14 protein-coding genes are annotated in these 13,036 nt (G+C 66.1%); 12 read left to right on the top strand and 2 right to left on the bottom strand.

The genetic code is table 11. From position 1 onward, the window contains the following. Positions 1-102: 102 nt before the first annotated feature. Genes VEI45_RS02550 through VEI45_RS02520 form a run of 7 tightly spaced genes read left to right on the top strand, consistent with a single transcriptional unit; the run spans position 103 to position 7,308 of the window. A complete protein-coding gene (locus tag VEI45_RS02550; protein WP_324849858.1) occupies positions 103-924 on the top strand; it encodes an SDR family oxidoreductase in 822 nt (273 codons plus the stop codon). Positions 925-951: 27 nt separating this feature from the next. After that, entirely contained in the window at positions 952-2,193 is a 1,242-nt protein-coding gene (locus VEI45_RS02545) for an acyl-CoA dehydrogenase family protein (RefSeq protein WP_324849826.1), read from the top strand. 1 nt (position 2,194) lies between these two features. Next, complete coding sequence (locus tag VEI45_RS02540; protein WP_324849825.1) at positions 2,195-2,974, top strand: SDR family oxidoreductase; 780 nt, start codon at positions 2,195-2,197, stop codon at positions 2,972-2,974. Beyond that, the gene (locus VEI45_RS02535; RefSeq protein ID WP_324849823.1) at positions 2,967-3,998 is read left to right on the top strand and encodes a phosphotransferase family protein; all 1,032 of its coding nucleotides are present in this window, start codon (positions 2,967-2,969) and stop codon (positions 3,996-3,998) included. The genes VEI45_RS02540 and VEI45_RS02535 overlap by 8 nt, the downstream gene beginning before the upstream one ends. 17 nt (positions 3,999-4,015) lie before the next feature. Then, positions 4,016-5,215, top strand: a complete 1,200-nt coding sequence (locus VEI45_RS02530) for an acyl-CoA dehydrogenase family protein (protein ID WP_324849821.1) — start codon at positions 4,016-4,018, stop codon at positions 5,213-5,215. Next, the gene (locus VEI45_RS02525; RefSeq protein ID WP_324849819.1) at positions 5,212-6,309 is read left to right on the top strand and encodes an acyl-CoA dehydrogenase family protein; all 1,098 of its coding nucleotides are present in this window, start codon (positions 5,212-5,214) and stop codon (positions 6,307-6,309) included. Before VEI45_RS02530 ends, VEI45_RS02525 begins: the two co-directional genes overlap by 4 nt. Before the next feature lie 18 nt (positions 6,310-6,327). Continuing rightward, entirely contained in the window at positions 6,328-7,308 is a 981-nt protein-coding gene (locus VEI45_RS02520; RefSeq protein ID WP_324849817.1) for an aldo/keto reductase, read from the top strand. Here VEI45_RS02520 and VEI45_RS02515 read toward each other — a convergent pair. Beyond that, entirely contained in the window at positions 7,283-8,311 is a 1,029-nt protein-coding gene (locus tag VEI45_RS02515; RefSeq protein ID WP_324849815.1) for a TIGR03617 family F420-dependent LLM class oxidoreductase, read from the bottom strand. The genes VEI45_RS02520 and VEI45_RS02515 overlap by 26 nt on opposite strands. Before the next feature lie 31 nt (positions 8,312-8,342). Further along, positions 8,343-9,080: a dienelactone hydrolase family protein gene (locus tag VEI45_RS02510; RefSeq protein ID WP_324849813.1), complete on the bottom strand. Its 738-nt coding sequence runs from the start codon at positions 9,078-9,080 to the stop codon at positions 8,343-8,345. Positions 9,081-9,213: 133 nt separating this feature from the next. On the opposite strand from VEI45_RS02510, the gene VEI45_RS02505 reads away from it, so the two are divergent. From VEI45_RS02505 to VEI45_RS02485, 5 genes are all read left to right on the top strand, one after another. After that, positions 9,214-10,014, top strand: coding sequence for a thymidylate synthase (locus tag VEI45_RS02505; RefSeq protein ID WP_324849811.1), 801 nt, complete (start codon positions 9,214-9,216; stop codon positions 10,012-10,014). A 7-nt stretch (positions 10,015-10,021) separates the two neighbouring features. Next, positions 10,022-10,507: a dihydrofolate reductase gene (locus VEI45_RS02500; protein ID WP_324849810.1), complete on the top strand. Its 486-nt coding sequence runs from the start codon at positions 10,022-10,024 to the stop codon at positions 10,505-10,507. Positions 10,508-10,589: 82 nt separating this feature from the next. Next, entirely contained in the window at positions 10,590-11,327 is a 738-nt protein-coding gene (locus VEI45_RS02495; protein WP_324849808.1) for a DivIVA domain-containing protein, read from the top strand. A 27-nt stretch (positions 11,328-11,354) separates the two neighbouring features. Beyond that, positions 11,355-12,581, top strand: a complete 1,227-nt coding sequence (locus tag VEI45_RS02490; protein WP_414687384.1) for a winged helix-turn-helix domain-containing protein — start codon at positions 11,355-11,357, stop codon at positions 12,579-12,581. A 2-nt stretch (positions 12,582-12,583) separates the two neighbouring features. Next, the coding region (locus VEI45_RS02485; protein ID WP_324849804.1) for a hypothetical protein at positions 12,584-13,036 on the top strand (453 nt) is incomplete at its 3' end.

Raw genomic sequence — 13,036 nt, 5'->3', positions numbered from 1 at the left:
ATCGACACAAAGTTGAATTTGGGTCCGGGTTCAACTATGGTCGAGCATCGGACGGAGTCCATTCCGGCCATATTCCTTGCCCGCGACGATGAGGACGCTCTTGTGAAGGTTGCCCAAAAAGTCGCCATCGTCACCGGCGGCGGGGGCGGCATCGGCGGCGCGCTGGCCGCGAAACTGGCTGAGCATGGTGCCCGGGTGGTCGTCGCCGACCTGGACGAGGACGCGGCACGAGCAGTGGCGGAAAGTGTCAATGCCGAGCGGCCCGGGGTGGCCGTCAGCGCTGGTGGCGACGTATCCGACACGGCCGAGATCCAACGGCTGATCGATCTTGCGGAAGCCGAATTCGGCCCCGTTGACTTTTATTTCGCGAACGCGGGCATCACCGGCGTCGCAGGACTCGACATCAGCGAGCGCGAATGGGACCAGTCCATCGACGTCAACCTGCGAGCTCACCTCCGTGCCGCGCAATTACTGGTGCCCAAATGGGTTGAGCGAGGCGAAGGTTACTTCGTGAGCACCGCCTCGGCGGCGGGACTGCTCACCCAGCTCGGCTCCGCCACCTATTCGGTCACCAAGCACGCCGCCGTCGGCTTCGCGGAGTGGCTGAACATCACCTACGGCGACCAAGGGGTGCGGGTGAGCTGTCTGTGCCCGATGGGGGTGAACACCAAGCTGCTGTATTCCGGCGAGGAAACCGGCAGCGTACTGGGCAGCCTCGCCACCCGGGCGGTAACCGCCGCGGGTGATGTGCTAGAGCCAACCGCGGTCGCCGACATCGTCCTTGAGGCAATTGAAGACGAGCGGTTTCTGATCCTTCCGCATCCGGGCGTGATGGACATGTATCGCCAGAAGGCGGCCGACTACGACCGTTGGCTGCGCGGCATGCGCCGTTACCAGCGCAGCCTGCTGGACCACGAAAGCTGATTTCGCCAAGTATTGTTAGGAGTTCGCATGTCCGTGTTCGAAATGTCCGATCGCACAAAGAAGTATCGCGAAGATCTGCTGGAGTTCATGGATTCGCACGTCTACCCGGCCGAGCCCGTCTACGACCAGCAGATGCGCGAATCCGGCGACCCGCACTTCCAGCCGCCGGTCGTCGAGGAGCTCAAAGCGGAGGCGCGTCGACGGGGATTGTGGAACCTCTTCCACCCGCACCCTGAGTGGGGACCCGGGCTGACTAATCTCGAGTACGCACCGCTGGCAGAGATCATGGGCCGCAGCCATCTTGCCTCCGAAGCGTGCAACTGCAACGCACCGGACACCGGCAACATGGAGGTGCTAACGCTCTTCGGTACCGACGAGCACAAGGAGAGATACCTCAAGCCGCTGCTAGACGGCACCATGGCCTCGGCGTTCGCGATGACCGAGCCGCAGGTCGCCAGCTCGGACGCCACCAACGTCCAGCTGTCGATGGTGCGCGACGGTGACGAGTACGTGCTCAACGGACGAAAGTGGTTTGCTTCCAACGCCTTACACCAGAACTGTAAGGTACTGATCGTGATGGGTAAGACGGACCCGACGGCCGCCCCGCACCGGCAGCAGTCGATGATGGTCGTCCCCATCGACGCTCCCGGTGTCACCGTCATGCGTGGCCTGCCCGTATTCGGGTATCAGGACCGCGAGGGCCACGCCGAAATCGACTTCAAGGACGTGCGGGTGCCGCTCAAAGACGTGCTCAAGGGCGAAGGTGAGGGCTTCGCGATCAGCCAGGCGCGCCTCGGACCCGGCCGCATCCACCACTGCATGCGCGCAATCGGCATGGCCGAGCGGGCGCTGGAATTGATGTGCAAGCGGGCGCAGTCCCGCGTCACCTTCGGCAAGCCGATTAGCGAGAACGCCAACATCCAAGACTGGATCGCCGAAGCACGCATCGAGATCGAGATGATCCGGCTGCTCACCCTCAAGGCCGCCTACCTGATGGACACGGTCGGCAACAAGGCGGCGCAAACGGAGATCGCGGCGATCAAGGTGGCGGCTCCGAAGGTCGCGCTGACGATCGTCGACCGGGCGATCCAGGTGCACGGCGGGGGCGGCGTGACCGACGACTTCCCGCTCGCTCTGGCGTGGGCGCATCTGCGCACGCTGCGCCTTGCCGACGGTCCGGACGAAGTGCACAAGCGGGCCATCGCGCGTCAGGAACTGCGCAAGTACCGAGACCAACCCGCCGCGGTCCAGATCGCGAAGGTGAGCTGAAATGTCACACGACCTGACCGGCCGCACCGCGATCGTCACCGGGGCGTCGCGGGGGATCGGGCTGGCGATCGCGCAGCAACTGGCGGACGCCGGTGCGAATGTCGTGGTCACCTCGCGCAAGCAGGAGAGCGCGGATGCGGCCGCGGCGCAGATCGGTCAGAAGGCCCTGGGCGTCGGCGCCCATGCGGTCGAAGAAGATGCCGCCAAGCGCTGCGTCGACCTTACGCTCGACCACTTCGGCGGCATCGACATCCTGGTGAACAACGCCGGCACCAATCCGGCATACGGCCCGCTGATCGAACAAGATCACGCTCGTTTCGCGAAAACCTTTGAGGTCAACCTGTGGGCGCCGCTGCTATGGACCTCGCTCGCGGTCAAGGCGTGGATGGCCGAGCACGGCGGCGCCGTGGTCAACACCGCATCGATCGGCGGCATGCATCAGTCGCCGTATATGGGCATGTACAACGCCACGAAGGCCGCGCTGATCCACGTCACCAAGCAACTGGCGCTGGAGCTTTCACCGCGTGTTCGGGTCAACGCGATCTGCCCCGGTGTGGTTCGCACCCGGCTTGCCGAGGCGCTGTGGAAGGACCATGAGCAGGCTCTGTCGGCCTCCACTGCATTGGGGCGGATCGGTGAACCGGCCGACGTGGCATCCGCGGTCGCCTTCCTGGTGTCGGATGAGGCCAGTTGGATCACCGGCGAGACCCTGGTGCTCGACGGGGGTCAGCTGCTCGGCAATGCGCTGATGTTCCGCGCTGGAGCCGGCGTCGGTGGCTAACTCCACTGTTGTCGGAATCGATCCGACTGCGGTCGCCGACTGGCTCGAGCAGCTCGGGATCCCGTTCACCGGGCCGCTGAGCTTCGAGCGGATCGGGCTGGGGCAGTCAAACCTGACGTACCTGGTCGGTGACGCCCAAGAGCGGAAGTGGGTGTTGCGCCGTCCGCCGCTGGGAGAGCTGTTAGCCTCCGCGCACGATGTCGCCCGCGAGGCGCGGATCCTGTCGGCGCTGGAGGACACCCCCGTGCCCACACCCCGGGTTTACGAGCTAACCCGGGATGCCGCCGGCGTCCCACTGCTGTTGATGGAATTCGTCGACGGCTTGGTGTTGGACCGGATGCCGATCGCGGAATCGTTGACGCCGCAGCGCCGCAGGGAAATCGGGCTCTCGATGCCCACGACCCTGGCCAAGATTCACGCCGTCGACATCGAGAAGTCGGGCCTGGACGATCTGGCCAGCCACAAGCCCTACGCGCAGCGTCAGCTTAAACGTTGGGCCGGGCAATGGGAGCAGTCTAAGACCCGGGAGCTGCCCGACCTCGACGATTTGACCCGCCGGCTGATCGCCGCGGCACCGGAACAGCAGGAACTGGCGTTGGTGCACGGCGACTTTCACCTGCGCAACGTCATCACCTCGCACGCGACCGGGGACGTGATCGGCGTCTTGGACTGGGAGTTGTCCACCCTCGGTGACCCATTGGCCGATATGGGTAGCCTGCTGGCGTACTGGCCGGGGCCCGGCGAGGAGGACATCGCCGGAGGCTTCGCTGCCACCGCGCTTGACGGCTTCCCGGACCGTGCCGAGCTGGCGCGGGTATACCTGGCGCAGACTGGGCGGGACGCGGAGACGCTGAAGTATTGGCATGCGCTGGGCTTGTGGAAGATCGCCATCATCGCCGAAGGTGTGATGCGGCGTGCGATGGACGAGCCGCAGAACAAGGCCGCTGCCGGCACGCCGACCGTGCGATGGATCGACGCGCTGGTGTGCAAGGCGCGCGAAGTGGCGGAGGATGCGGGTATCTGAATCGATGGGAGACGGCAATGGGCATCGACGAGCAGGCGGTCGCTGAGGATCTTCGCGCGCGGGTGCAGGCGCTGCTCGACGCGCACGACCCGGCGAGCAGCGACCCGCGGGATTTCCTGGCGGCGCGGTTCGACGCCGGCCTGGCCTGGGTGTACTTCCCGCGCGGTTCCGGTGGGCTGGAGCTGCCGCGAGGCTTTCAGTCGCAGGTCGAAGCCGACCTGGCTGCGGCGGGCGCGCCGCCGGGAGGCGGACCACACAACGGCATCGGGATGGGCATGGCGGCGCCGACTATCGCTGCCTTCGGCACCGCGGAGCAGCAACGAAAGTTCTTGCGGCCGTTGTTCACCGGAGAGCACTTCTACTGTCAGTTGTTCAGTGAGCCTGGCGCCGGATCGGACCTGGCCGGGGTTTCCACCCGCGCGGTGCGCGACGGCGACGACTGGATCGTCAATGGGCAGAAGGTCTGGACGTCGAGCGCGCAGAAAGCCCAGCGGGCGATCCTGGTCGCACGGACCGACCCGACCGTTCCCAAACATCAAGGCCTGACCTACTTCGTGTGTGACATGACCGACAGCGGTGTCGAGGTCCGTCCGCTGCGCCAGATCACCGGCGAAGCCGAGTTCAACGAGGTATTCCTGACCGATGTGCGGGTGCCCGACGCCAACCGGCTTGGCCCCGAGGGCGGTGGCTGGAAGGTCGCGACCACGACGCTCAACAACGAACGCGTAGCCATCGGCTCGATGGCCGGCATCACGCGCGAAACCGGAATGATCAGCAAGGTCACCGGCGCCTGGCGGGCCGAACCGCAGCTGCGCAACCCGGCGATGCACGACGAGCTGATGCGGCTGTGGGTGGAAGCCGAGGTTGCCCGGCTGACCGCCCTGCGACTGCGTCAACGGCTCACCGCCGGTCAGCTCGGGCCGGAGGGTGCCGGCATGAAAGTGACGTTTGCCCGTCTGGCGCAGGCGATTTCGGGTTTCGAAATCGAGCTGCACCCCGAATCCGGCCTGCGATACGACGATTGGACCATGCGCCAACCCGACGGGGTCGATTTCACCGGGCGCGAGCCCGGTTATCGCTACCTGCGGGCAAGGGGCAATTCGATCGAGGGCGGCACGTCGGAGGTCCTGCGCAACACCATCGCCGAGCGCATCCTTGGTCTGCCGCCGGAACACCGGGTCGACAAGGACATCGCCTGGAAGGATCTAGACCGATGAGCGACCTGCTGTACTCCGACACCGAGGAAGCATTGCGGGACAGCGTGCGCCGGCTGTTCGCCGACCGGTGCCCGCCGGAATCGGTGATGCATGCCTACGGCCCCGCGCCGCAGGACTTTTCCGACGTCTGGCATGCACTGGCCGCCGATCTGGGCATGGCCGGCCTGCTGGTGCCCGAGGAACTCGGCGGCGCGGGCGCGGGTGCCCGTGAGGCAGCCGTGGTGATGGAGGAGATCGGCCGAGCCGTCGCGCCGGTGCCATTTCTGTCCAGCGCGGTACTGGCCACCGTCGCGTTACTCGAGGCCGGCGACACCGAGACGGTCAAGGGATTAGCGGCAGGTTCGCTCACCGCCGCGCTCGCGGTGTCGCTATCCACCGCGCCCGATGACGCGGTGGCCGGTGTCGAGGTCGGCGGCGACGGGCTGACCGGACGAGTCACCAGCGTGGCCGGCGCGAGCGAGGCCGACGTGCTGGTGGTGCCGGTGTTCGGGCCGGACGGGCTGGAGTTGCACACCGTCTACCGTGACGCGGCAGGCGTCGACGTGTCGCCGGTGCTCACCCTGGACATGACCAGGCCCCTTGCAACTGTTGAGTTTTCTTCAGCTGCGTCGTCGCGCGTCGGCGCTGCGCCTGCCGAGGCTGCGGTGCGGGCGGCGCTCGAGACGGGCGCGGCCCTGCTCGCGTCCGAGCAGTTGGGCATTGCGCAGTGGTGTTTCGACACCACACTGGCTTACGTCAAGCAGCGCAAGCAGTTTGGCCGGGCGATCGGGTCTTACCAGGCGATCAAGCACCGGCTGGCCGATCTGTGGATCGAAGTCAATTCCGCCGCGGCGACCGCCCGATACGCCGCCGACACCTGTGCTCGCCGAGACTACGACGCGACGATCGCTGCGGCCGTCGCGCAGGCCTACTGCAGCGGTGCGGCCGTGCACGCCGCCGAAGAATGTGTTCAGCTGCACGGCGGCATCGGAATGACCTGGGAATACCCGGCGCATCTATACCTCAAGCGGGCCAAGAGCGATCAGCTGGCCTTCGGCACCGGCTACCGCCACCGCGCCCGGTTGGCCGACTTGGTCGACCTGCCGGTGTCCTGACAACTGACAGGAGCAACAGTGGACAAACGCATCCTCGGCGAGAACCTCGAGGTCTCGGCAATCGGACTGGGCTGCATGGGCATGAGCCGCGGCTTCGGACCGTCGGGGTCGAAAGCCGAGATGATCGCGGTGGCCCGCGCCGCCGTCGAGCACGGTGTCACCTTCTTCGACACCGCGGAAGCCTACGGAGACAACGAAGAATTGGTCGGCGAAGCCTTGGCGCCATTCGCGGGGCAGGTGGTGATCGCAACCAAGTTCGGCTTCGCCTTCGGTGCCGACGGCAACATCGCGGGACTCGACAGCCGGCCCGAGCACATCAAAGAGGTCGCCGACACGTCGCTGCGGCGGCTCGGCGTGGAGACCATCGACCTGCTCTACCAGCATCGGGTGGATCCAGACGTTCCCATCGAGGACGTGGCCGGAACTGTCAAGGAGTTGATCCAAAACGGCAAGGTGAAGCATTTCGGGATGTCAGAGGCGTCGGCGGAGACCATTCGTCGCGCCCACGCGGTGCAACCCGTGACGGCTGTGCAAAGCGAGTACTCGCTGTGGTGGCGGGAGCCGGAGGCGAAAGTGCTGCCGACGTTGGCCGAACTCGGCATCGGCTTCGTGCCGTTCAGCCCGCTTGGCAAAGGCTTCCTCACCGGAAGCATCAGCGAGGACACGCAATTCGACAGCTCCGACATCCGCAGCAGCATTCCGCGCTTTGCCGCCGACGTCCGCGGGGCCAACCGTGCCGTGGTCGACCTACTCGAGACGATCGCGGCCCGCAAGGACGCGACACCCGGCCAAATCGCGTTGGCCTGGCTGCTCGCGCAGCGGCCGTGGATCGTGCCGATCCCCGGCACCCGGCGGCTGGAACGCCTGGCGGAGAACCTCGGGGCTGCCGATGTCGAGCTGAGTGTCGAGGATCTGCGCGAGATCGACGACGCCGCAGCACATATCGAGGTGCAGGGCGCGCGCTATCCCGACTTCATGAAGCGGCTGATCGGCCGCTGATCCGGCGGGCCACCTCGCCGTAGCGTTCGATGCGGTCCGGATCGGTGAGGGCGTTGTACAGCACGAGCCGGGCCGCGATTGTGGCGTACTTTTCGGTCAGCGCGTCGGCTAAGCCATCCCAGGTCGACTCGGTGGCGAAGGCGGCGATGTGCTTGTCGGTGATCTGGGCCGCCATGCCGGCGAAGTCGCCGGCCTTTTGCTTCTCACGAATCCGGGCGGTCGTACCGTCGAACCCGGCCTCATCCCAGATGAACGCGTAATTCGGTGTGCTTCCGTAGAAGCTCATGCTGGCTCGTACGAGTTCTCGTTCTTTGTCCCGCTCTTCGTCGCTGTCGCCGACGATCGTCATCACCGGCACGGTGAGGGCGATGTCCTTTCGTGAACGTCCCGCTTTCGCCGCTCCTTCGGCGATGTTCGGCAGAGCGTGCCGGGTGAGGTAGCCGGGCTCGCCGAGGGGATGGATATGCACCCCATCGGCTACTTCGCCTGCCATTCGCAGCATCCACGGATTCACCGCGGCGATATCCACTTTGGGATCGGGAACGTCAATAGGCCCCGGACTCCATTGCGGCGTAATGAAATCGAGGTCGTAAAAATCGCCGTGGTGATCGAGCTTTCCGGTGCGAAACGCCGAGAAGCACGCCTTTACGGCGAGTAGGTAGTCGCGTAGCCGTGGGCCGGGCCGATCGAAGTCCACCCCGTAGCGCCGCACGACGTGAGTGCGCACCTGTGTGCCCAGGCCCAGCCGGAACTTGCCGCCGGTTGCCTCCTGAAGCTCCCATGCCGTGGCCGCCGTGACGAAAGGGCTACGCGGAAAGGCTACTGCGACGCCCGTGGACATCTCGAGTTCGGGCGCGGCCTGCGAGGCGACGGCGGCGTTGAGGTAGGCAGTGCGGCCCGTCTCGGTGAACAACAGACCGGAGAACCCGGCCGACTGGGTTCGTCGGGCCAGGTCACCTATCCGGCGTAGCGGTGCCGGAGTCGTCATCGCGTCTATGTGCATGATGGGATGCGCGTTGTGGATCGTCGCCGCGCTACCCCAGGTGCGCCCCGAAGAACTCCCGCATCGCCGTCCAATGCCGGTCGGCCGCGGCGGCGTCGTAGGGCGCGTTGTCCGGGACGGCGAACCCATGCGCGGCCGGATAGGTCTCGATCGTGTGCTCGACGCCGGCCGCCGTCAGCGCCTTATCCAGTTGCTCGGCATGATCGGCGGTGAACCCTGCGTCGTTCTCCGCACCGGCCACATACACCGCGGCCTGGATCTGGTCGGCCTTCAGGTGCGGGCTGTCCTCGCTGTCGTTGACCAGCCCGCCGCCGTGGAACGATGCCGCGGCAGCGACTCGGTTGGGTACCCGGCCGGCGACCACCACCGATGTCCGCCCGCCCATGCAGTAACCGGTGGTGCCGAATCTGTCCCCGCTCACCTCGGGGCGAGCGGCGAGGTAGTCGAAGAATGCACTGGCGTCGGCGGCCATCGTGTCCGGTGTCACGCTGCCGATCATCGACATCAGCCGCTTGCGCTCTTCGGGGTCACCGAATGCGGTCTTCATGTCGACGGGTTCCCAGTCGCCCAGGCGATAGTAGACGTCGGGCAGCAGCACCGCGTAACCGAAGTCGGCCAGCTTGGCGGCCATCTCGTCGAAGGTGCCGCGCACGCCGCCGGCGTCGGGGTACATGACCACCCCGGGCCAGGGACCGTCCCCCTCGGGGGTGAACAGGCGGACGGTGCACGTGCCGTCGGGAGTGGTGATGGTGTCGGTGATATTCGGCATGCCATCCGTTCTACTCCCTGGCGATGGACGTGAGTTCATCGGCTTCGCCGCGGTTGCGATCGCCGGGAATTAATCGGCGTCGACCCGCCGCGCCCGGCTTCGCCATGCTTGCGATCGCCGCTAAGCTGACCGCGTGTCGATCGCCACGCCGTACGAGGATCTACTGCGCCTAGTACTCGAGCGGGGAACGCCCAAGGCGGACCGCACTGGCACCGGCACCCGCAGCCTGTTCGGCCACCAGATGCGGTACGACCTGTCGGCAGGCTTCCCGCTGATCACCACCAAGAAGGTGCACCTGAAGTCGGTGGTGTACGAGCTGCTCTGGTTTTTGCGCGGTGACTCCAACGTCGGCTGGTTGCACGAGCACGGCGTCACGATCTGGGACGAATGGGCCAGTGACAGCGGTGATCTCGGTCCGGTCTACGGCGTGCAGTGGCGATCTTGGCCGACGCCGTCCGGTGCACAGGTCGACCAGATCAGCGCTGCGTTGAACCTGTTGCGGACCGATCCGGATTCCCGCCGCATCATCGTGTCGGCGTGGAACGTCGGCGAGATCCCGCAGATGGCCTTGGCGCCGTGTCACGTGCTGTTCCAGTTTTATGTGGCCGACGGCCGCCTGAGCTGTCAGCTCTACCAGCGCAGCGCCGACCTGTTCCTCGGTGTGCCGTTCAACATCGCCAGCTATGCACTGCTGACCCACATGATGGCCGCGCAGTCCGGTTTGGCCGTCGGCGAGTTCATCTGGACCGGCGGTGACTGCCACATCTACGACAACCACGTCGAGCAGGTCACCGAGCAGCTGAGCCGTGACCCGCGGCCGTACCCGAAACTCGTTTTAGCGCATCGTGATTCGATCTTCGACTACACCTACGACGACATCGTCGTGGAGAACTACCACCCGCACCCCGCGATCAAGGCCCCCGTCGCGGTATGAGGCGCGTATGTCGGAAGTGAGCCTGATCTGGGCTCAGTCGACGTCGGGAATCATTGGCCGCGGTGGCGGTATTCCATGGCAGCTGGCCGAGGACTTAGTCCGCTTCAAAGCGCTCACCATGGGCCACACGGTGGTGATGGGCCGTCGTACCTGGGAGTCGCTGCCGGCAAAGTTGCGGCCGTTGCCGGGGCGCAGAAATGTCGTACTGACCCGCCAAACTGACTTCAAGGCCGAAGGCGCAACGGTGGTGGATAGCCTCGACGAGGCGCTGCGCGACCCGGATACCTGGGTGATCGGCGGCGAACAGATCTATGTGATCGCGATGCCACGGGCCAGCCGGTGCGAGGTCACCGAGGTCGATATCGACCTGCCGCGCGATGACGGCGACGTCGTCGCACCGGTGCTCGACGAGACCTGGGTCGGCACGACGGGGGAATGGGAGACCAGCTGCACGGGGCTGCGGTACCGGTTCCATAGCTACCTCCGCTCGTGACCCGCATCGACGACGATGACCGTGACATACTCGACGTGGGCGCCGAGTCCACCGGGTTCACCAGGCGATTTCAGAAGGGGGAATGGTAGTGGAACCGGAATCCGCAAAGACGTTCGCTCGCAAGTTCCGGGGGTACGACCCGGCGGCGGTTGATGCACACGTGGATTTGTTGACCACCAAGCAGCAGTTGCTGCTCGACGACGTCGAGAGCCTGAGGGCCCGGTTGAAGGACCTCGATGATGAAGCAGCCGCACTGCGCAATGAGGTCGACGTCCTCACGGACACCTCACCTTCGCCGCGCGCGGTGCAACAGCGGATGGCAAAGATGCTGCGGAATGCGGTCGACGAGGCTGCAGCCATGCAGGCCGAGGCGCAGGCCGACGCAGCGGCGCTGATCGCCAAGGCGAAGGCCGAAGCGGAGGCCGAGCAGCAGAAGCACCAAGAACGGCTGGCGGACCTTGACGCGCAAGTGCAAGCCCGGGAAGCCAAGTACGAGGAAGCTAAGGAGAAGCTCGGGGCCGAACTCGACAGGATGAGCGCTGAAACTCAATCGGCGATCCACGAGGCGTGGCAGGACGCTCAGGAGGAACGTGAGCAGCTCCTCGCCGACGCCAAGCAGGAGGCTGATCACTATCGTGAGCAGGCCCTGCGGACGGTGGACGAGGCGAGTCGGCAACGAATCGAGATCCTGGAGCAACTAATGGGCGTATACCGGGACCTGGAAGAGGTTCCGGCCACCCTTGAGTCGGCATACCAGGAACTCAAGAATCCGGAGGAAACGAACGCCGAGGAGCCGGACCAGAAAGTCAGCACCGGTTGAGCTAGCGGTATTCTCGGCGCCGTGTCGATCCGGCCCGTTAGGCTGACCGCCGCGCAAGCCAGGCGGATAGCCGTTGCGGCCCAAGGATTTAGCGAGCCGCGGCCCCGCGGCACGGTCAACCGCGCACACCTGCGGCGGCTGATCTCGCGTATCCAGGTGCTGCAGCTCGATTCGGTGTCGGTCGCAGTGCGGGCCCACTATGCACCGGTGTTCAGCCGGCTCGGTCCTTACGACCGGGCTGTTTTGGATCGTGCGGCCTGGGATCACTCCGCCCGCTCGCCGCGGCTGCTGGTGGAGTATTGGGCGCACGAGGCCGCGCTGATGGCCGTCGACGACTGGCCGCTGCTGCGCTGGCGGATGCGCCAGTACCGGCACGGCCGGTGGGGCACCCATATCGTGAAGGCCAACCCGCAGCTGGCCGACAAGATCGTTGCCGCCGTCACCGAACTCGGTCCGAGCACCGCGGGGCAAATCGAGGCGCATCTGGCCGCCGAGCCACGCGGTCCGAGGGGAGCTTGGTGGGGGAGCCGCAGCGACACCAAGTGGGTTGCCGAGGCGCTGTTCGCCGCCGGGGTGCTCACCACGGCGACCCGGATCGGGTTCGCCCGGCATTACGACCTGAGCGAGCGAGTGTTGCCACCCGTTGTGCTGGCGCGGGAGGTCGACGAGGACGACGCCGTCCGCGAGCTCACGCTGCGGGCGGCCACCGCGCTGGGCGTCGGCACCGAGGCCGACATTCGCGACTATTTTCGGTTGGCCGCAGGCCAGGCCAAGCCGGCGATCGCCAAACTGGTGTCCGACGGCGAACTGGAGCCCGTCGACGTCGAGGGCTGGTCGGCGCCTGCGTATGTGGTTGCGGGGCAGACGATTCCGCGGCGCGACCGCGGCACGGCGCTGTTGTGTCCGTTCGACCCGCTGATTTTCTTCCGCCCGCGGGTGCAGCGGCTGTTCGAGTTTTTCTATCGGATCGAGATCTATACGCCGGCGAACAAGCGCCAGTTTGGCTACTACGTATGGCCGTTTCTGCTCGACGGTGAGCTGGTCGGGCGAGTCGACCTCAAGGCCGACCGCGCCGCGGATGCGCTGCACGTCGTCGGCGCATTCGTCGAGCCGGATCGCGTGCCGTCGGGGGTGGCCGCAGCATTGGCCTCCGAGCTTGCGACGATGGCGTCGTGGCTGGGATTGGCCGGCGTGACGGTCGGCAACCACGGCGATTTGGTCGCCGAACTGCGCGCAGCCGTGAAGCGAGGTTGATCGTGTCTCAACGCAGGAATCCGTTGGCGACGTTGGCAGCGCTGTTTGTCGGTTACACGGGAGTCATGCTGTCGATCGAGCGACGGCTCCGTCGCACCGGCGGTCCCGGCATCATTACCTTCGAACTGGCGGGCAGCGCATCTCGAGCCGAGGACATGATGCACGCCTGGGGCCCGCAGGGTCAGCGCGCCGCACGGTTGTCCCTCTGGCTGGATTTCGGCTACATGCTGAGTTACGGCACGCTGACCGCCGCACTGCTCGACCGCGCACGTCGTCAACGCGGGCACCCCGCGGTGCTTCCGGCCTTGGCGGTAGGCGCAGTGGCCGGGGATGCGATAGAAGGCGTATCGCTTTTGAACGTGCTCAACGGCAGGCGCGTTGCGGCCAGTGCACGGCGGGCGAGGACGGCGGCTCTTGCCAAGTTCGCCATGCTTGCAGCCTCACTCGGCTATCTC

This window comes from Mycobacterium sp., assembly GCF_035623875.1.
Lineage (GTDB): Bacteria > Actinomycetota > Actinomycetes > Mycobacteriales > Mycobacteriaceae > Mycobacterium.
Note: the sequence above shows the minus strand (reverse complement) of the source record. Positions and strands in the feature narration are given on the sequence as shown.